We start from the raw sequence: 17,344 nt of genomic DNA on the forward strand, positions 1-17,344 counted from the left end.
GCTGAAGGCGCTGCCGACGAAGGTGACGCGCAACAGCCCGGTCAGCCCCTGCCCCGCCTGGCGCGCCACCGCCACCGCGTGCTCGGCCTGGGCCAGGGTGCGCCGCGCCTCCTCCAGCAGCGCCGTGCCGGCCGGCGTCAGCGCCACCCGGCGGCGGCTGCGGTCGAACAGCGCCACGCCGACCACATCCTCCAGCCGCCGCATCGCCGTGCTCAGCGGCGGCTGCGCCATGCCCAGGCGCTCCGCCGCGCGGCGGACATGCCGCTCCTCGGCCACGGCGACGAACTGGCGCAGGAGGCGGAGCTCGATCATCAGGGCGATACTCGACGGGTATCAGGTCGCGTCGATCTTAGGTTTGAAGTATGGCCGGCGCCACGCCGCCGGCTCTGCCGCGTCCGCCCCAACGAAAAAGGCCCGGCTTGCGCCGGGCCTCGATCGTTTCGTCGTCGTGGGGCCGATCAGCCCTCGGCGCCCTCGGCGTCGGCCACCGCAGCCTTCAGCTCGGCGTCGCGCACCTTGTCGGCGGCGCCCTTGGCGTCGCGGTCGCGCTCGACCAGCTCGATCACGGCCATCGGGGCGGCGTCGCCGTAGCGGAAGCCGGCCTTGAGCACGCGGGAATAGCCGCCGCTGCGGGTCTTGTAGCGCTCGGCGATCACCGAGAACAGCTTGGTCACCACGTCATCGTCGCGCAGCTGGGCATAGGCCAGGCGGCGATTGGCGAGGCCGCCCTTCTTGCCGAGCGTGATCAGCTTCTCGACGATCGGGCGCAGATCCTTCGCCTTCGGCAGGGTGGTCTTGATCTGCTCATGGGTGATCAGGGCCGCCGCCATGTTGGCGAACATCGCCTTGCGGTGGCTGCTGGTGCGGCTGAACTTACGTCCGGAAACGCCGTGACGCATGGTGGTCTCTCCTCAAGGCGCGGCCCCCGCGGGGGTCCGATGGCGGAACCCGCCGCCTGCCCTTCCGGGACAGAACGGCGGGGTACAATCCAGATCAGCCGATCAGAACGGCTCTTCGAGCTTCTTGGCGAGATCCTCGATGTTCTCCGGCGGCCAGTTCGGGATCTCCATGCCGAGATGGAGGCCCATGGTCGAGAGAACTTCCTTGATCTCGTTCAGCGACTTGCGGCCGAAGTTCGGGGTGCGGAGCATCTCCGCCTCGGTCTTCTGCACCAGGTCGCCGATATAGACGATGTTGTCGTTCTTCAGGCAGTTGGCCGAGCGCACCGACAGCTCGAGCTCGTCCACCTTCCGCAGCAGGTTGCGGTTGAACGGCATGTCCTCCGAGGTCTCCTCGCGGTGGTCGCGCGACGGCTCCTCGAAGTTGATGAACAGCTGCAGCTGGTCCTGCAGGATGCGGGCGGCCAGCGCCACCGAATCCTCCGGCGTCACCGCGCCGTTGGTCTCGATCTGCATCGACAGCTTGTCGTAGTCGGTGACCTGGCCGACGCGGGTGTTCTCGACCTTGTACGAGACCTTGCGGATCGGGCTGTACAGGGCGTCGACCGGGATCAGGCCGATCGGCGCGTCCTCGGGCCGGTTCATGCTGGCCGGGACATAGCCCTTGCCGGAATTGACCGTGAACTCCATCGCCAGCTTGGCGCCCTCGTCCAGGGTGCACAGCACCAGCTCGGGGTCCATGATCTCGATGTCCGGCCCAGTGACGATGTCGCCGGCCTTGACCACCTTCGGGCCCTCGATGTTCAGCCGCATCTTCTTCGGGCCCTCGGCGTGCATGCGCAGCGACAGCGCCTTGACGTTGAGGACGATGTCGGTGACGTCCTCACGGACGCCCGGGATCGACGAGAATTCGTGCAGCACGCCGTCGATGTGGATCGCGGTCACCGCGGCGCCCTGCAGCGAGGACAAGAGCACGCGGCGGACGGCGTTGCCGAGGGTCAGGCCGAAACCGCGCTCGAGCGGGTCGGCGACCAGGGTCGCCTTGCGCTGCGCATCGTCGCCCGGCTGGACGTCGAGAGCGTTGGGCTTGATCAGTTCCTGCCAGTTGCGCTGAAGCACTGTCATATCATCCTGTTCTGCCACGAGAGGCCGGATACGGCCGAAAATGCCGACGGGGGCCGAAGCCCCCTTCCGATCCCATCCGTGGACCCTGTGGCCAGTGGTCCTATCCCGGATCGGCCGGCTGAAACCGCGCAAGGACACCGGCCCGCCGGCCGCGCGCCCCGGAGAACCGGGGGCGGCAGCCGGCGGGCCGGACAGCCCTTAGACGCGACGCTTCTTGCGCGGACGGACGCCGTTGTGCGGGATCGGCGTGACGTCGCGGATCGAGGTGATCTGGAAGCCGACCGACTGCAGCGCGCGCAGGGCGCTCTCACGGCCGGAGCCGGGGCCCTTCACGTTGATCTCGAGCACGCGCATGCCGTGCTCCTGCGCCTTGCGGCCGGCATCCTCGGCGGCCATCTGGGCGGCATAGGGAGTCGACTTGCGGCTGCCCTTGAAGCCCATGCCACCGGCCGACGACCAGGCAATGGCATTGCCCTGCGCGTCGGTGATGGTGATCACCGTGTTGTTGAAGGACGAGTTCACGTGGGCGACGCCCGAGGTGATGTTCTTGCGCTCGCGACGACGCAGACGGGCGTTCGCGGCGGCAGCTGCTGGCTTGGCCATGGTTCGCTCGCCTTCCGATTACTTCTTCTTGCCCGCGATGGGCCGCGCCGGGCCCTTGCGGGTACGGGCATTGGTGTGGGTGCGCTGGCCGCGGACCGGCAGGCCCTTGCGGTGGCGCAGGCCACGGTAGCAGCCCAGGTCCATCAGCCGCTTGATGTTCATCGCCGTCTCGCGGCGCAGATCGCCTTCGACCGTGAAGTCGGCGTCGATCGCCTCGCGGATGCGCAGGATCTCGTCTTCGGTCAGCTCATTGACGCGGCGGTCGGCCGGGATGCCGATCTTGTCGATGATGCTCTGGGACGCGTGACGGCCGATCCCATGGATGTAGGTGAGCGCGATCAGGACGCGCTTCTGGGTCGGAATATTGACGCCGGCAATACGTGCCACGTCGCTCTCCTTGCGGTTGCCACCTTCGGCGTCGCCGCTGCCCTGCCCCACCGGGGCCTGGCCTGCAACGCCGGGTCTGCTGGTTCATGTCTGCCCGCGGGCCGGAGCGGCCGCGCGAACGCGTTAAGCTTCGGGGCCTTCAGGCTCCGAAGCGCGCGGAGTATAGTGATCGCCGGCACAGAGTCAACCGCCGGGATTCGCGTGATCGAATCCGCTGGTCGGGACGACAGCGCGCGAACCATAGCCGGGACCGATCCGGCTTGTCACCTGCGCAATTGTGACGATTTGCCGGGGCCGGCCATGCCACCCTGCCCGCATCGGAATCGCGAGGAGCATCACCATGGCATCGGGGCTGATCGAATACGAGGAGGCGTCGCCGGAGGTGCGGGCCGTCTACGACGACATCATGGCCACCCGCCGGATCGACAAGGTCAACAACTTCTGGAAGGCGCTGGCGATGCATCCGCCGACGCTGAAGCGGACCTGGGAGAGCCTGAAGGAGGTGATGGCGCCCGGCGCGCTCGACCCGCTGGTGAAGGAGATGGTCTATCTCGCCGTCAGCACCACCAATGGCTGCGGCTACTGCATCGCCTCGCACAGCGTGGCGGCGCGCAAGGCCGGCATGACCGACGAGATGCTGGGCGAGCTCCTGGCCGTGGTCGGCATGGCGAACGAGACCAACCGCCTGGCCACCGGCCTGCAGGTGCCGATCGACGAGGCGTTCCGCCGCCCACTCTGAACGGAGAGATCCATGCCCCCTTACGCCGGCATCGCGACCTTCCTCAACGCCCCGCACCGCCGCCGGCCGGAGGGCGGCCGCCCCGCCGCGGCGGTGCTGGGCCTGCCCTTCGATTTCGGCACCACCAACCGGCCCGGCTCGCGCTTCGGCCCCGGCGCCATCCGGGCGGCAAGCCGGACGCTGACCGGCGACGACCATCCCGACCTGGGGCTGAGCCCCGAGGAGCGGCTGGACCTCTACGACGCCGGGGACGCGGCGCCGATCACCGCCGACATCGCCGGCAGCCTGGAGGCGATCCGCGCCGCGGCGGCGGAGCAGATCGGCGCCGGCGCCCGCCTCCTCGCCCTCGGCGGCGACCACACCATCACCTTGCCGCTGCTGGAGGCGACCGCGGCCAGGCACGGCCCGCTGGCGCTGATGCAGTTCGACGCCCATGTCGACACCTGGGCCGGCACGCCAACGGCGCCGATCTATCACGGCTCCTGGCTGCGCCATGCGATCGAGCGCGGCCTGGTCGACCCGCGGGCCACGGTGCAGGTCGGGCTGCACAGCCCGGTCGATCGCGCCACCGCGGCCTGGACCCGGGACCAGGGCATCACCGGCCTGTCCGCCGAGAGCGTGCATCTGGACGGCATCGACCGGACGGTCGAGCGGATCCGCGCCGTGCTCGGCGACCGCCCGGCCTATCTGACCTTCGACATCGACGGCATCGACCCCGGCCTGGCGCCCGGAGTCGCCTGCCCGGAGGCCGGCGGCCTGTTCCCGTGGCAGGCGCTGGCGCTGCTGCGCCGGCTGGGCGATGTCGGCTGGGTCGGGGCGGACGTGGTCGAGACCTGCCCGCCCTACGACCAGTCCGACGTCACCGCCGTGCTGGCCGCCACCATCGGCTGGACCTGGCTGTGCCTGCTGGCGGCACGGACGCCGGCGAACAAGCCAGCGTAGGTGCGGAACGACTTAATCCAGCACGGCGTAGCCGCGTCTGACCATGCAGTTCCGCACCACGTTGCGGGTGCTGTTGGCGGCCGAGGCGCCACCGCCGACCACGCCGGTGAGGCCGCCGACCCCGGCGCCGATCGCCGCACCCCGCCCGGCATTGCCGGTGAAGGCGCCGATGATCGCGCCGCCCGCCGCGCCGACACCGGCGCCGACCAGCGCCCCGCCGACGGTGCGGCCGCCGGCATCGACCTGCTTGGCGAGCTGCTGGCACTGGCCCAAATCGTATTCGTAGTTGCGCCCGCCGGCGACCGAGGTCGCGGGGTCGATGATCGGCCGCACCTGGTCGGCGCAGCCGGCGAGGCCCAGAGCCACGACGGCGAAAACGGCTGCTCTGTTCAAGCCCATATCACTCTCCCCTCGATCGGCCGGGCAACGGCGCTTCGATACTATCATAGCAAAATGAGACCTTTGTCGGGCCGGGACCACGCGCCCCGGCACCGTCCGCAAAGCATAACATAACTGCAACATCCGGCTTGTAGGGTCACCGCATCGCACCATCGCAGCCGGCGAGGCCCCGCATGACCAGTTCCGTGCTCGACTCCAGATCGACAGGAGGGCTCAGCCGCCTGACGCCTCTGGCCGTCATCGCCCTGCTCATCTTCGGCGTCATCTATGCCGGCTGGAGCCTGGCCAACGATCTCGGCGAGGTGCACTCGCCGAGCCTGCTGCCCTTCATCCTGCTCGGCATCGCTCTGCTGGTCGCGCTTGGCTTCGAGTTCGTCAACGGCTTCCACGACACCGCCAACGCGGTGGCGACGGTGATCTACACCAACTCACTGCCGCCCACGGTGGCCGTGATCTGGTCGGGCTTCTTCAACTTCCTGGGCGTGCTGACCTCCACCGGCCTGGTCGCCTTCGGCATCATCTCGCTGCTGCCGGTCGAGCTGATCCTGCAGGTCGGCAGCAATGCCGGCTTCGCCATGGTGTTCGCCCTGCTGATCGCCGCGATCATCTGGAATGTCGGCACCTGGTATTTCGGCCTGCCCTCCTCCTCCTCGCACACGCTGATCGGCTCGATCATCGGCGTCGGCGTGATGAGCCAGCTGATGGCCATCCCCGGCACCGGTACCAGCGGCGTTGACTGGTCGCAGGCGCTCGGCATCGGCCAGTCGCTGCTGCTGTCGCCGCTGGTCGGCTTCGCCGCCGCGGCGCTGCTGCTGCTGGCCGCCAAGGCGCTGATCAAGCGGCCGGAGCTGTATCGCGCGCCGGAGGGCAACAAGCCGCCGCCGCTGTGGATCCGCGGCCTGCTGGTGCTGACCTGCACCGGCGTCAGCTTCGCCCATGGCTCGAATGACGGGCAGAAGGGCATGGGGCTGATCATGCTGATCCTGATCGGCACCGTGCCCACCGCCTATGCCCTGAACCGGGCGATGCCGGAGGCCCAGATCACTGCCTTCGAGCAGGTGTCGCAGCAGGCCGCCGGCGTGCTCGCCCGCTACGCCGGCGACGTCGCCGCGCCGGCCGATGCGCGGGCGGCGGTGACCGCCTATGTCCGCGACCGGACCCTGGTGCCGGAGACGGTGCCGGCGCTGGTCGCCCTGACCCAGGAGATCGACCGCAGCGTCGCCGGCCGCAGCTCGCTGGCCTCGGTGCCGGCCGAGCAGACCGGCAACATCCGCAACGACATGTACCTCAGCTCCGAAGCGCTGAAGCAGATGGCGAAGACCAACTCGCCCGCCTTCAGCGCCGATGACGGCAAGATCCTGACCCAGTATCGCGGCTATCTCGACCAGGCGACCAAGTTCATCCCGGAATGGGTCAAGGTGGCGGTCGCCATCGCGCTGGGCCTCGGCACCATGGTCGGCTGGAAGCGCATCGTCGTCACCGTCGGCGAGAAGATCGGCAAGGAGCACCTGACCTACGCCCAGGGCGGCTCGGCCGAGCTGGTGGCGATGGCGACGATCGGCGCCGCCGACATGTACGGCCTGCCGGTCAGCACCACCCATGTGCTGTCCTCCGGCGTCGCCGGCACCATGGCGGCGAACCGCTCCGGCCTGCAATGGGCCACCATCCGCAACCTGCTGATGGCCTGGGTGCTGACCCTGCCGGTCTCGATCGTCCTGGCCGCAGCACTCTACTGGCTGCTGCGGCACCTGTTCTGATCCGGGGCTTGGACGCGGTGCGGGCAGCGCCGGTCAGCTTCCATTTCGGCGACGCCGTCGCCGCCGCCTACCGCTTCGACCCCGAGTCCGGCGCCTGCCGCCAGACCGGGGTCGATCCCTTGCCGGAGGCGGGCGAGGGCTGGGTCTGGCTGCATCTGAAGCTGACCGACACCCGCGCCCGGCACTGGCTGGCACACCACGCGGCGCTGCCACCCGCCGTTGCGCAATGGCTGCTCGACGGACCGGACCGGGTGCATCTGCAGCGGCTGGACGGCTGTCTGGTCGGCGCCGCCAACGGGCTGCACCACGACTTCGCCTTCGAGCCGGACCAGATCAGCCGGCTGCGCTTCTGCCTGGGGCCGCATCTACTGGTCACCGGCCGGCGCCACCCGCTGCGCGCGGTCGACGAGATCCGCCGCAGCCTCGCCGCCGGGCGGGCGCCCGCCACCGCGCTCGGCATGCTCGCCCTGATCGCCGAGCACCTGGCGGCTGAGGCCGAGGCCATTGTCGAGAAGCTGATGGACGAGGTCGACGGCATCGAGGACCGGGTGCTGGACGACCGGTCGACCAGCCGGACGATCGAAGACCGCCAGGCGCTGGGCCGCATCCGCCGGAGCGCCGCGGCGTTGCGGCGGCATCTGCTGCCGGAGGGCGCCGCCTTCGCCGCCGGGCTGAACGAGCTGCCGGACTGGGCCGACCCGGCCGGACGGTCCGCCCTGAGCGCCGCCGCCGAGCGTTTCCGCCGCGCCGCCCGCAGCCTGGACGAGGTGATCGACCGCGCCCGCATGCTGCAGGAAGAGATCGCGGCGCAGCGAGCCGAGGCGATGAACCGCAGCCTGCTGGTCCTGGCCATTCTGACCGCGGTCTTCCTGCCGATGACGCTGATCACCGGCATCTTCGGCATGAATGTCGCCGGCCTGCCGGGGCTGGAGACCCCCGCCGCCTTCCTGTGGGTGATGCTGCTGATCCTGGCCGCCGGCGTGGCGACCCTGGTGCTGATGTTCTGGCGCCGAATGTTCTGAAAGCCAGCCCTATTCCGCCGCGGTGCAGCTGCCGAGCGCCGGCAGGTTGCGCAGCAGCTGCCGCACCAGCTCCGACTGCCGGTTGGTGCGGGTCTTGATGAAGATCTTCTTGAGATGGTTGCGGATGGTCTCGTAGCTGACGTCGAGACGGGTCGCGATCTCCTTCAGCGACAGGCCCGCCGCCACCTCGCCGGCGATCCGCGCCTCGGTCGCGGTCAGGCCGTACAGCCGCCGCAGCTCCGGTTGCGACAGCTGGTTCGCCGGCGTCGGCATGGCGATGAAGATCGCCGCCTTGGGCGCGGTCAGGCTGAGCAGCGGCCGGTTGCGGCTGACCGGCGTGACCAGGACCGCGAGCTGGTCGCCGCCCGTCGTGTCCGACAGGGTCAGCCCGCCGCCCGGCTCCATCCGCGGATCGTCGAGGACGATCGAGGCCGCGGCGATCAGCTGGCGCAGCTTCGTGGTCTCGTTCGGCTGCGAGGCGCAGAGCAGGCCGCGCTGGTCGACCCGCAACGCGGTGCCGGCCCGCAGCAGCGCCTCGGCCGCGCGGTTGGAGAAGGAGACCCGGCCGGTCGGGTCGGTCAGGATCACGCCGATCGACAGGCGGTCGAGTCCGGTCTCGAGCGCGTCGCGCTGGGTGGCCACGTCGCCGAGCCGCTGATGAATCTGGGCGGCGCGGGCGAAATGCGGCAGCAGCCGGCGCATCATCTCCGCCAGCCGCGCGGTTTCCTCCTCCTTGATCGGATCGGCATGCAGCACGCTGACATGGGCCGAGACGCCGCCGCGGCGCAGGAAGGTGCCGCCGACGCCGGACAGCAACTGCTGCGGCCGCAGCCAGTCGGCGAAGAACTCGGTCCGCTCCAGATTGGGGCGCGGCACCAGCGTGTCGCTGACCGTGACGTCGCCGACGGCGCGGTTCAGGACCCGCTCGCTCCACGGATTCAGCCGCCAGAAATGCTGGCCGTAGCTGTCGAGGAAGGCCGGATCCCACTGGCTGGTCGCGGCCAGCGCCTCGAAGGATGTGGTCTCGGCGGTGTCGGATTCGTGCAGCAGGTACAGGCTGGCGTGGCCATCGGCGAACATGGCGGCGAGATCGTTGAGAACCGAATCCCACAGGCCATGGTCGAGCGCCGCGTCGTAGATTCTCGCGATCAGGTCCGGGAGATCATCCGCCATCTCGGGAACGATCCTCGACTGGACACGGAAAGAATCGGCCTTGTGTCGCGGCACCCCGCTGGCTGTACCAGCGTCTTGAGAAAGATAGTCCATTTGGGTCAGGTTGCCACCCTCAATTTGCAGATAGGACCGGAATGGGTTTTCAGTCATCCTCCGGGTGTTTCAAGCGTATGAAGATTATAGACACCCACAAAGATTGATACAATTTTAATTCAATCTGAGGCATTTCGTTAAAGATCAAAAGCCGAGCGGCTCGTCCGGGGAGGTTCAACCGAGGGCGATGTGCAGACCGACGGCATTCGGGACAGGCCACACCCCTTCGGTGTGGCCTGTCTCGCATCTGGGCCCCGCCGCCTATTCCGGCACCGTCACCGAGAACCTGATGCCCGAGTACCAGGCGGCGAGATCGGCGATGTCCTGGTCGCTCAGCGGCTTGGAGATGACCGACATCTGCGGATCGGTGCGCTCGCCGCTGCGGAACGCCTTCAACTGCTTCTCCAGATAGATCGGGCTCTCGCCGGCGATGTTCGGCACGTTCGGCATCCGGGCCAGGCCGTTCAGCCCGTGACAGGCCGTGCATTGCCTGGCCTTGGCCCGGCCGGCGGCGCTGTCCCCGGCCGCCCAGGCTGGGTCGGGCGCCGCCGTCCCGGCAACCGCCAGCAGGGCCAGCCCCGCCTGTATCCGCTTGAGCATGACCCTGCCTCCCGTCGGTTTCCGCTCAGCCTTCATGCCAGATCCGGTAGATCGCGCCGGCGAAGTCGTCGGAGACCAGCAGCGAACCATCCGGCAACTGGGCGATGTCGACCGGCCGGCCGAAATACTCGCCGGTGTCGGCCAGCCAGCCATCGGCGAACACCTCGGTCTCGCCGGCGCTGCCGTCCGGCTTCACCGGGGTGAACATGATCCGCGCGCCGACCGGCGTGGTGCGGTTCCAGGACCCGTGCTGGGCCGAGAAGACGCCGCCGCGATACGGCTCCGGGAAGGTCTTGCCGCTGTAGAACACCAGGCCGAGATCGGCCGCATGCGCGTCCATCTCCACCACCGGGGGCACCGCATCCGCCGGCGGATCGCTGTCCTTGTACTCGGTGGTGCGGACGGTGCCGCCGCCATACCAAGGGAAGCCGAAATGCTGGCCGGCCGCGGTGATGCGGTTCAGCTCGCCCGGCGGGATGTCGTCGCCCATGCCGTCGACCTGGTTGTCGGTGAACCACAGCTCGCCATTGGCCGGGTTGAAGTCGATGCCGACGGAGTTGCGGATGCCGCGCGCGAACACCTCGCGCCCGGTGCCGTCCCGCGCCATCCGGATGATGCCGCCGATGCCGACCTCGCCGTACAGCGTCGCCTTCTCCGGCGGCGGCACGTTGAAGGGCTGGCCGAGCGAGACGTAGAGCTTGTTGTCCGGCCCGACACGGCAGACCCGGGCGCCGTGGTTGAAGGACTCCTCGGCGGCCGGGATCAGCGTCTCCGCCACCACGCCGATCGCCGTGTCCGGGCCTTCATAGAAGAACTCGGCGGCCGGGAACACCAGCAGGCGGTTGTGCTCGACGACGTGGAGGAAGCCGTCCTTGGAGAAGCAGACCCCGTTCGGCACCTTGAGGTCGACCGAGGGCGCGAACACCTTGACCTCGTCCGCCACCCGGTCCTTGTTGCGGTCGGTCACGGCCCAGACCTGGGTCTTGCGCGTGCCGACGAACACCATGCCGGTGCTGGGCCCGACCGCCATGTGCCTTGCGTCCGGCACTACGGCATAGAGCCCGATCCTGAAACCCGGCGGCAGCTTCACCTGCTGCAGATTGGTCCGGATCTGGTCGGCGTAGTCGCCGCCCTGCGGCACCGTCTCCAGCTGCAGCGGCGCGCCGGTGACCTTCATGTCCTGCAGCTTCTTGATGTTGTTGGCCTGACCGAAGGCGCTGCCTGAGACCGCGACCACGACGCTTGCCAGCAGAACCGCACGAATCCCTTTCATGGCGTCTCCCCCTTCTTGTGCCGGGCGATGCTGCCGAAATGGAATTTCTGTTTATGCCGACGATTCGCCCGACGATTGCGCAGTCTCAGGGTAGATCGGCTTTCCCTTTCCGAGAAGGCCTGACACATCAGACGGCGAAGAAAGCGAAGCCGACCGCACCGGCGGCCAGCATCGCGACCGTCGCCGGCAGGATGCGCAGCGCCATCGCCCGGCCGCCCAGGACGACGGCGAGCCCGGCCTTGACCAGGGTGTTCACCCCGGCCGCGATCAGCACCACCGTGGCGCCGGCCGTGATGTCGAGCCCGCCCTGGGTCAGTCGGGCCGCCGACAGGGTGATCGCGTCAACATCGGCCAGGCCGGAGACGGCGGCCAGCAGGTAGAGGCCGGCGACGCCGAGGGTGTCGTCCAGGATCTTCGACAGCAGCAGCACGCCCACGATCAGCGCCACGATCTTCAGCGCCGACCAGAGGTCCAGCGGGTTGCCGAGCGGCGGCGCCTCGCTGGTCTTGTCGGAGGCGGCCCGCCACAGCCACAGGCCGCAGCCGATCGCCACGGCCGCGGCGCCGGCGAGCGACGCCGCCAGGGCCAGGAACAGCGGCGGGTGCAGGACCAGGACCAGCACGCCGACGCGGACCACCATCACCGCCCAGGCGGCGACGATGCCGGCGGCCAGCGCCGGCGCCGCCTGCGGCGCGGCCTGCGCCTGCCGGGCGAAGACCAAGGTCAGGGCGGTGGAGGAGACCAACCCGCCAAGCAGCCCGGTCAGCAGCGTCCCGACCCGGGCGCCGGCGATGCGCACCGCGGCGTAGCCGGCGAAGGACAGGCCGGCGACCAGCACCACCAGCCACCAGATCTTGGCCGGGTTGATCGCCCCCCAGGGGTCGAGTGTCCGGTCCGGCAGGAACGGCGGCACCACCACGGCGATCAGCAGGAACTGCAGCACCGCCGCGGTCTCGGCCGGGGTGAAGTGCTCCAGCCAGCCATGCAGCCGGGCCTTCTCGCGCAGCAGCAGGGCCACGATCACGGCGCCGCCCACGCCGGCCAGGTCGTGCCCGACCCCGGCGGCGGCGCCGAGCAGGGCGGTCACCAGCAGCGCGACCTCGGTGGTCAGGCCGAGGCTGCCGTGGCTGTCGCGCCAATAGGCCGCCAGCATGTAGGCCCCGATCGCCGCCAGGAACAGCAGCAGCGGGCCGGGCCCGAGATCCGGCGCCATGACCGCGGCGACGCCGGCGCCGAAGCCGGTGATGGCGAAGGTGCGCAGGCCGGCGGCCCGGCCGCCCTCGGGCCGGTCCCGGTCGGTCCAGCCGCGCTCCAGCCCGATGATCAGGCCGACGGCGAGGGCGGCGCCGAGGCGGAGGGCCGAAGACGTCTCATCCATCCGCACTCTCCCCTGCACCGCCGATCCGGCGACCATAGCCGAAAGGCCGGAGGACGCGAACCGAGGGATGCGCGCCGCCACCGCCGGAAGAATTCGGACGGCGGCCGAGCCGCGGCCAGGAACCCAATCCTCAATCGACCCAAGAACTCATACTTTGTTACAGTATGAATCCGGATGATTTGCATCCAATAATATGTCCCCGCCTGAAAACAACAATATTGAGCTGGGGGAGAATCGCCATGTCTAAACTGTTTGCTCTGTCCTTGAGCATAGCGGTGCTCGGGGCGGTATGGGCCTTCCTTGCCTTGGGGCCGCTCAGCGGTTTCGTCTTGGTGTGGGCCGGATTCATCGCCTGGGGATGCTTCTTCCACTCGGGCGCCGACGACAAGGCGCTGACCAAGACGATCGCCGGCAATGCCTATGGCGCCGTCGTCGCCTGGATCGCGCTCCTGATCATCGTCAACGTCCCGGTCGCGGCGCTCGGCACGGCCTGGCCGGCCATCGTCGTCGGCGTCACCGTCTTCTTCCTGGTGATCGTCGCCTCGGTCGACCTGCTGTCGGTGGTTCCGGCCAATGTCTACGGCTATGCCGCGACCGTGGCCTATTCGCTGCATCAGGGCGCCGACGCCGCCGGGGTCGGACCGCTGCAGCGTCTCACCACGGCCAGCCTCGGCAACCCGCTGATCCTGCTGATCGTCTCGATGGTGATCGGGGCGCTGTTCGGCTACGCCTCGGCCAAGCTGGCCGGCTCTCTGACCAAGTCCGCCGCCGCGGCCTAGCCGTTCGGTCCGCCGGCATCGCGCGCGGCGATGCCGGCGGGACGGATCAGCCCAGCTTCTTCTTCAACAGCTCGTTCAGCATCGCCGGGTTGGCCTTGCCGCCCGAGGCCTTCATCACCTGGCCGACGAAGAACCCGAACAGCTTGTCCTTGCCCGAGCGGTACTCGAACACCTTGTCGGCCTGCGCCGCCATCACCTGGTCGATCACCGCCTCGATCGCGCCGGTGTCGGTGACCTGCTTCAGCCCCTTGGCCTCGACGATGGCGCCGGCGTCCTGGCCGGTCTCCATCATCTCGGCGAACACGTCCTTGGCGATGCGGCCGGAGATGGTGTTGTCGGCGATCAGGTCGACCAGGCCGCCCAGTTGCTCGGCCGAGACCGGGCTGTCCTCGATCTCGCGGCCCGCCTTGGCCAGGCCGCCGAACAGTTCGTTGATCACCCAGTTCGCCGCCAGCTTCGGGTCGCGCCCCTTGGCCGTGCGCTCGTAGAAGAAGGCCTTGGCCTGCTCCGCCACCAGCACGCCGGCATCATAGGCCGACAGGCTATACTCGCTGATGAAGCGGGCCTTCTTCTCGTCCGGCAGCTCCGGCAGGGTCGCGGCGATGCGCTCGACGAAGCCATCCTCCAGCACCAGCGGCAGCAGGTCCGGGTCGGGAAAGTAGCGGTAGTCGTGCGCATCCTCCTTGGTGCGCAGCGACCGCGTCTCGCCCTTGTTCGGGTCCCACAGCCGGGTCTCCTGGCTGATCGACCCGCCGCCCTCGATGATCTCGACTTGGCGCTGGGCCTCGAACTCGATCGCCGACATGACATGGCGGATCGAGTTGACGTTCTTGACCTCGCAGCGCGTGCCGAATTCGGTGTCGCCGACCTTGCGCACCGACACGTTGACGTCGCAGCGCATGGAGCCTTCCTCCATGTTGCCGTCGCAGGTGCCGAGATAGCGCAGGATCGAGCGCAGCTTGCGCAGATAGGCCGAGGCGTCGTCCGGGCTGCGCAGATCCGGCTCCGACACGATCTCCATCAGCGCCACGCCGGACCGGTTCAAGTCGACGAAGGTCTCCCGCGGCGACTGGTCGTGCAGGCTCTTGCCGGCATCCTGCTCGAGATGCAGCCGGGTGATGCCGACGGTGCGGGCCGACCCGTCCGGCAGGTCCAGCACGATCTCGCCGGTGCCGACGATCGGGTCCTTGTACTGGCTGATCTGGTAGCCCTGCGGCAGGTCGGCGTAGAAGTAGTTCTTGCGGTCGAACACCGAGCGGCGGTTGATCTGCGCCTTGAGGCCGAGGCCGGTCTTCACCGCCTGCTCGACGCAATAGCCGTTGATCACCGGCAGCATGCCGGGCATGGCGGCGTCGACCAGGCTGACCTGGCTGTTCGGGGCGGCACCGAAATCGGCCGCGGCGCCGGAGAACAGCTTGGCCTTGGAGATGACCTGGGCATGGACCTCGAGCCCGATCACCGTCTCCCAGGTGCCCGTCTCGCCCTCGATCGTGTACATGGAACCGCTCGCACTCATACCGTCCGGAAGCGAGACAGGGAGCGCGGAAGGGGTCCCTCTGTCAACCTTATGTTGAACAGCCACCCTAGGGGCGGATGGCGACCTCCGCCTCGATCTCGACGGCCAGGCCGAAGGGCAGCCCGGCCATGCCGACGGCGGAGCGGGAATGCGCCCCGCGCTCCGGCCCGAAGACCTCGACGATCAGGTCGGTGAAGCCGTTGATCACGAGCGGATAGCGGTTGAAGGCCGGGGCCGCGTTGACCATGCCGAAGGCGCGCAGCCAGGCGGTGATGCGGTCGAGGTCGCCGAGCGCATCCTTCAGGCTGGCCAGGATGGCGAGGCCGGTCAGCCGCGCGGCCTGGTACCCCTGCTCCTCCGTCAGCTCCTGGCCGACCTTGCCGAGCAGCGGCGCCAGCGACCCGTCGGGCGCCAGGGCACCATGGCCCGAGACATAGGCCCGGTCGCCATGCACCCGCACCCAGGGGAAGCTCAAGCTCACGCCGGGCGGCAGCTGGATCGGCGCCGGCAGCTGCAAGCCCAGCGCCGCGAGCCTCGCCTCGATCTCGGCCATCGGTGACTCCTCCGTATGCGTGCCGGCCGATGCTACAGGCCGGCCACCCGTCAGACCACGTTCAGCTCGACGATCGGCCGGTTCTCCAGGATCCGGGTGAAGGCGAAGGGCGACAGGTCGAGGCTGCGGAAGCCGCCATGGGCGATCAGCTCGGCCACGCCGCGGCCGGCGGCCGGCGATTGCTGCAGCCCGTGGCCGGAGAAGCCGTTGGCGAAGATCAGGTTCGGCAGGTCGGGATGCGGCCCGATGATGGCGTTGTGGTCGACCGTGTTCATCTCGTAATGGCCGGCCCAGGCATTGACCACCTTCAGGCTCTCGAAGGCCGGCACCCGCTCGGCCAAAGCCGGCCACATCATCTCGTCGAACAGGCCGTGGTCGACCGTCAGCTCCTCGGTGTCCGGGTCCTCGCCCTGGGGCGGGGCGCCGCAGATGAACAGGTTGCCCTCGGGCCGGAACCAGACGCCCGAGGGGTCGATCACCAGCGGGCAGCCGGCCAGACTCTGGCGGCAGTCGAAGACGAAGACGCAGCGCTTGCGGCCCTCGACCGGCAGGTCGATGCCGGCCAGCGCCGCGACCTTGCCGGCCTGCGGCCCGGCGGCGTTGACCAGCGTGCCGCAGGCGATGCGGCGGCCGCCCGCCAGGGTCACGCCGGTGACCCGGCCGCCGTCCCGGTCGATGCTGGTGACAGTGTCGGTGATATAGGTGGCGCCGAGCGACCGGGCCTTGCGCTTGAACGCCTGCAGCAGGCTGTAGCCGTCGAACCAGCCCTCGCCGGCGAGGCCGAGCGAGCCGGCCGACAGCCCCTCGACGTTGAGCCAGGGGAAGCGTTCGGCCAGCCGATCGGGCGCCATCAGGTCGACGGCGACGCCCTCGTCCATCTGCATCTCGTGGTTCTGCCGCAGCACCGGCAGCCCGGGCGGGGTGGCGAGGAACAGGTAGCCCTTCTCGTGGAAGCCGAACTCCGGCACCTCGCCCTCGACCTCAAGCCAGCGCTCGGGGTGCTTCAGCACCTCCAGCCCGAAGCGGGAGACCGCGACGTTGAAGGGGGTGGAGAATTGCTGCCGGATCGAGGAGGCGGAGAGCGCCGAGGAGGCGGTGCGGTAGGTCGGATCGCGCTCGACCACCGCCACGGTGCCATCGAAGCCCGGCTCCAGCATCAGGAAGCAGGCGATGGCGCTGCCGATGGCGCCGCCGCCGATGATGACCACGTCGAAGCTGTCCGCCATGCCCGCACCCTGCCCGGAGTTTCCCGACTCCTACGCCGCCGCCCGCGGCTCTGCAATCGGGATTTTTCCGATCGGAAACAGATGCGGGGCGCTGCGGCGCATGCTTAGCTGCCGCGCATGGACAGTGACGCGCCCCAGAGCCTCGGCCCGCGGCTGAAGGCGCTGCGCCGGACCCGCGGCTGGACGCTGGAGGCGACGTCCGAGCACACCGGCCTGGCCAAGTCGACCCTGTCGAAGATCGAGAACGGCCGGATGTCGCCGACGGTCGAGGTGCTGCTGAAGCTGTCGCAGGGCTTCGGCATCGACCTGGCCGGGCTGTTCGGCGACGCCCGGCCGGCCGCGGCGGCGCGCAGCCTGACCCGGGCCGGCGCCGGGCCGCGGCACGAGACCCGCAGCTACAGCCACGAGATCCTGGGCGCCGACCTGGCGGAGAAGCGCATCACCCCGGTGCGCGCCCGGGTCAAGGCCCGGACCCTGCTCGACTACGGCCCGCTGGACCAGCATGAGGGGCAGCAGTTCCTGCTGGTCCTGTCCGGTGCGGTGACCATGCATTTCGCCGGCGAGGCGCCGTTCCGCCTGGCCGTCGGCGACAGCCTCTATTTCGACGCCCGCACGCCGCACGCCGTCCTCTCCGACGGGCCGTTTGAGGCGGAGATCCTGTGGATCCATGCGGGGTAGCGAGCAATTGCTCCTAAACTGTCATTGCCGGGCTTGACCCGGCAATCCAGGGGCCACCCAGAGCGGCATCGATAGTCCCTGGATGCCCGGGTCAAGACCCTATGGGGAGTGGATAGCGACCGCGCCTGTGAGAGGTTGAGGTTGCTGAACCAACCCTGGAGGCGATGATGCAGAGTCCCGAAGGCCAGAGCACGACGGCCGC

19 protein-coding genes are annotated in these 17,344 nt (G+C 69.3%); 6 read left to right on the forward strand and 13 right to left on the reverse strand.

What is annotated here, in order from left to right:
• The 5 genes from ACTOWL_RS35390 to rpsM form a co-directional block, all read right to left on the reverse strand.
• On the reverse strand, positions 1 to 312 hold a 312-nt coding region (locus ACTOWL_RS35390; protein ID WP_441326005.1), incomplete at its 3' end, for a LysR family transcriptional regulator.
• 146 nt (positions 313 to 458) lie between these two features.
• Positions 459 to 899, reverse strand: coding sequence for a 50S ribosomal protein L17 (gene rplQ, locus ACTOWL_RS35395; protein ID WP_441326006.1), 441 nt, complete (start codon positions 897 to 899; stop codon positions 459 to 461).
• Between the two features lie 102 nt (positions 900 to 1,001).
• Positions 1,002 to 2,018: a DNA-directed RNA polymerase subunit alpha gene (locus tag ACTOWL_RS35400; RefSeq protein WP_441326020.1), complete on the reverse strand. Its 1,017-nt coding sequence runs from the start codon at positions 2,016 to 2,018 to the stop codon at positions 1,002 to 1,004.
• A 204-nt stretch (positions 2,019 to 2,222) separates the two neighbouring features.
• On the reverse strand, positions 2,223 to 2,627 hold the full coding sequence (gene rpsK, locus ACTOWL_RS35405) for a 30S ribosomal protein S11 (protein ID WP_088152866.1): 405 nt from the start codon (positions 2,625 to 2,627) through the stop codon (positions 2,223 to 2,225).
• Positions 2,628 to 2,645: 18 nt separating this feature from the next.
• A complete protein-coding gene (gene rpsM, locus ACTOWL_RS35410; RefSeq protein WP_441326021.1) occupies positions 2,646 to 3,014 on the reverse strand; it encodes a 30S ribosomal protein S13 in 369 nt (122 codons plus the stop codon).
• Positions 3,015 to 3,354: 340 nt separating this feature from the next.
• Here rpsM and ACTOWL_RS35415 point away from each other — a divergent pair, with 340 nt between their 5' ends.
• A complete protein-coding gene (locus ACTOWL_RS35415) occupies positions 3,355 to 3,753 on the forward strand; it encodes a carboxymuconolactone decarboxylase family protein (RefSeq protein WP_441326007.1) in 399 nt (132 codons plus the stop codon).
• A gap of 12 nt (positions 3,754 to 3,765) precedes the next feature.
• Positions 3,766 to 4,695, forward strand: a complete 930-nt coding sequence (locus ACTOWL_RS35420; RefSeq protein WP_441326008.1) for an arginase family protein — start codon at positions 3,766 to 3,768, stop codon at positions 4,693 to 4,695.
• A gap of 12 nt (positions 4,696 to 4,707) precedes the next feature.
• On the opposite strand, the gene ACTOWL_RS35425 is transcribed toward ACTOWL_RS35420, so the two are convergent.
• Positions 4,708 to 5,094, reverse strand: a complete 387-nt coding sequence (locus ACTOWL_RS35425; protein ID WP_441326009.1) for a glycine zipper family protein — start codon at positions 5,092 to 5,094, stop codon at positions 4,708 to 4,710.
• A 173-nt stretch (positions 5,095 to 5,267) separates the two neighbouring features.
• On the opposite strand from ACTOWL_RS35425, the gene ACTOWL_RS35430 reads away from it, so the two are divergent.
• Together ACTOWL_RS35430 and ACTOWL_RS35435 are read left to right on the forward strand one after the other, a co-directional pair.
• On the forward strand, positions 5,268 to 6,851 hold the full coding sequence (locus ACTOWL_RS35430; RefSeq protein WP_441326010.1) for an inorganic phosphate transporter: 1,584 nt from the start codon (positions 5,268 to 5,270) through the stop codon (positions 6,849 to 6,851).
• Positions 6,852 to 6,868: 17 nt separating this feature from the next.
• Entirely contained in the window at positions 6,869 to 7,873 is a 1,005-nt protein-coding gene (locus ACTOWL_RS35435) for a CorA family divalent cation transporter (protein WP_441326022.1), read from the forward strand.
• A 9-nt stretch (positions 7,874 to 7,882) separates the two neighbouring features.
• On the opposite strand, the gene ACTOWL_RS35440 is transcribed toward ACTOWL_RS35435, so the two are convergent.
• The 4 genes from ACTOWL_RS35440 to ACTOWL_RS35455 form a co-directional block, all read right to left on the reverse strand.
• Positions 7,883 to 9,046, reverse strand: a complete 1,164-nt coding sequence (locus ACTOWL_RS35440; protein WP_441326011.1) for a LuxR C-terminal-related transcriptional regulator — start codon at positions 9,044 to 9,046, stop codon at positions 7,883 to 7,885.
• Positions 9,047 to 9,400: 354 nt separating this feature from the next.
• Positions 9,401 to 9,739 carry a c-type cytochrome gene (locus tag ACTOWL_RS35445; protein WP_441326012.1) on the reverse strand — a complete coding sequence of 113 codons (339 nt, stop codon included), beginning with the start codon at positions 9,737 to 9,739 and terminating at the stop codon, positions 9,401 to 9,403.
• 25 nt (positions 9,740 to 9,764) lie between these two features.
• On the reverse strand, positions 9,765 to 11,012 hold the full coding sequence (locus ACTOWL_RS35450) for a PQQ-dependent sugar dehydrogenase (protein ID WP_441326013.1): 1,248 nt from the start codon (positions 11,010 to 11,012) through the stop codon (positions 9,765 to 9,767).
• Positions 11,013 to 11,139: 127 nt separating this feature from the next.
• Complete coding sequence (locus ACTOWL_RS35455) at positions 11,140 to 12,390, reverse strand: MgtC/SapB family protein (protein WP_441326014.1); 1,251 nt, start codon at positions 12,388 to 12,390, stop codon at positions 11,140 to 11,142.
• A gap of 239 nt (positions 12,391 to 12,629) precedes the next feature.
• On the opposite strand from ACTOWL_RS35455, the gene ACTOWL_RS35460 reads away from it, so the two are divergent.
• Positions 12,630 to 13,169 carry a DUF1097 domain-containing protein gene (locus ACTOWL_RS35460; protein ID WP_441326015.1) on the forward strand — a complete coding sequence of 180 codons (540 nt, stop codon included), beginning with the start codon at positions 12,630 to 12,632 and terminating at the stop codon, positions 13,167 to 13,169.
• Positions 13,170 to 13,215: 46 nt separating this feature from the next.
• Here the strand turns inward: ACTOWL_RS35460 and gatB are convergent, their stop codons facing one another.
• The 3 genes from gatB to ACTOWL_RS35475 form a co-directional block, all read right to left on the reverse strand.
• Positions 13,216 to 14,667 (reverse strand): Asp-tRNA(Asn)/Glu-tRNA(Gln) amidotransferase subunit GatB, encoded by a 1,452-nt coding sequence (gene gatB, locus ACTOWL_RS35465; RefSeq protein WP_441326016.1) that lies wholly within the window; start codon positions 14,665 to 14,667, stop codon positions 13,216 to 13,218.
• Between the two features lie 85 nt (positions 14,668 to 14,752).
• Positions 14,753 to 15,238, reverse strand: a complete 486-nt coding sequence (locus tag ACTOWL_RS35470; protein WP_441326017.1) for a RidA family protein — start codon at positions 15,236 to 15,238, stop codon at positions 14,753 to 14,755.
• Positions 15,239 to 15,288: 50 nt separating this feature from the next.
• Positions 15,289 to 16,464 (reverse strand): NAD(P)/FAD-dependent oxidoreductase, encoded by a 1,176-nt coding sequence (locus ACTOWL_RS35475; protein ID WP_441326018.1) that lies wholly within the window; start codon positions 16,462 to 16,464, stop codon positions 15,289 to 15,291.
• A gap of 117 nt (positions 16,465 to 16,581) precedes the next feature.
• On the opposite strand from ACTOWL_RS35475, the gene ACTOWL_RS35480 reads away from it, so the two are divergent.
• The gene (locus ACTOWL_RS35480; protein ID WP_441326019.1) at positions 16,582 to 17,142 is read left to right on the forward strand and encodes a helix-turn-helix domain-containing protein; all 561 of its coding nucleotides are present in this window, start codon (positions 16,582 to 16,584) and stop codon (positions 17,140 to 17,142) included.
• Positions 17,143 to 17,344: the final 202 nt, after the last annotated feature.

The sequence above is a fragment of the Inquilinus sp. CA228 genome (assembly GCF_052078665.1).
Classification (GTDB): domain Bacteria; phylum Pseudomonadota; class Alphaproteobacteria; order DSM-16000; family Inquilinaceae; genus Inquilinus.

Bases quoted from the DNA above. Each gene is read 5' to 3' on its own strand.
- rplQ (WP_441326006.1), bottom strand. From the start codon at position 899: ATGCGTCACGGCGTTTCCGGACGTAAGTTCAGCCGCACCAGCAGCCAC.
- rpsK (WP_088152866.1), bottom strand. From the start codon at position 2,627: ATGGCCAAGCCAGCAGCTGCCGCCGCGAACGCCCGTCTGCGTCGTCGC.
- ACTOWL_RS35415 (WP_441326007.1), top strand. From the start codon at position 3,355: ATGGCATCGGGGCTGATCGAATACGAGGAGGCGTCGCCGGAGGTGCGG.
- ACTOWL_RS35420 (WP_441326008.1), top strand. From the start codon at position 3,766: ATGCCCCCTTACGCCGGCATCGCGACCTTCCTCAACGCCCCGCACCGC.
- ACTOWL_RS35425 (WP_441326009.1), bottom strand. From the start codon at position 5,094: ATGGGCTTGAACAGAGCAGCCGTTTTCGCCGTCGTGGCTCTGGGCCTC.
- ACTOWL_RS35430 (WP_441326010.1), top strand. From the start codon at position 5,268: ATGACCAGTTCCGTGCTCGACTCCAGATCGACAGGAGGGCTCAGCCGC.
- ACTOWL_RS35440 (WP_441326011.1), bottom strand. From the start codon at position 9,046: ATGGCGGATGATCTCCCGGACCTGATCGCGAGAATCTACGACGCGGCG.
- ACTOWL_RS35445 (WP_441326012.1), bottom strand. From the start codon at position 9,739: ATGCTCAAGCGGATACAGGCGGGGCTGGCCCTGCTGGCGGTTGCCGGG.
- ACTOWL_RS35450 (WP_441326013.1), bottom strand. From the start codon at position 11,012: ATGAAAGGGATTCGTGCGGTTCTGCTGGCAAGCGTCGTGGTCGCGGTC.
- ACTOWL_RS35455 (WP_441326014.1), bottom strand. From the start codon at position 12,390: ATGGATGAGACGTCTTCGGCCCTCCGCCTCGGCGCCGCCCTCGCCGTC.
- ACTOWL_RS35460 (WP_441326015.1), top strand. From the start codon at position 12,630: ATGTCTAAACTGTTTGCTCTGTCCTTGAGCATAGCGGTGCTCGGGGCG.
- gatB (WP_441326016.1), bottom strand. From the start codon at position 14,667: ATGTACACGATCGAGGGCGAGACGGGCACCTGGGAGACGGTGATCGGG.
- ACTOWL_RS35470 (WP_441326017.1), bottom strand. From the start codon at position 15,238: ATGGCCGAGATCGAGGCGAGGCTCGCGGCGCTGGGCTTGCAGCTGCCG.
- ACTOWL_RS35475 (WP_441326018.1), bottom strand. From the start codon at position 16,464: ATGGCGGACAGCTTCGACGTGGTCATCATCGGCGGCGGCGCCATCGGC.
- ACTOWL_RS35480 (WP_441326019.1), top strand. From the start codon at position 16,582: ATGGACAGTGACGCGCCCCAGAGCCTCGGCCCGCGGCTGAAGGCGCTG.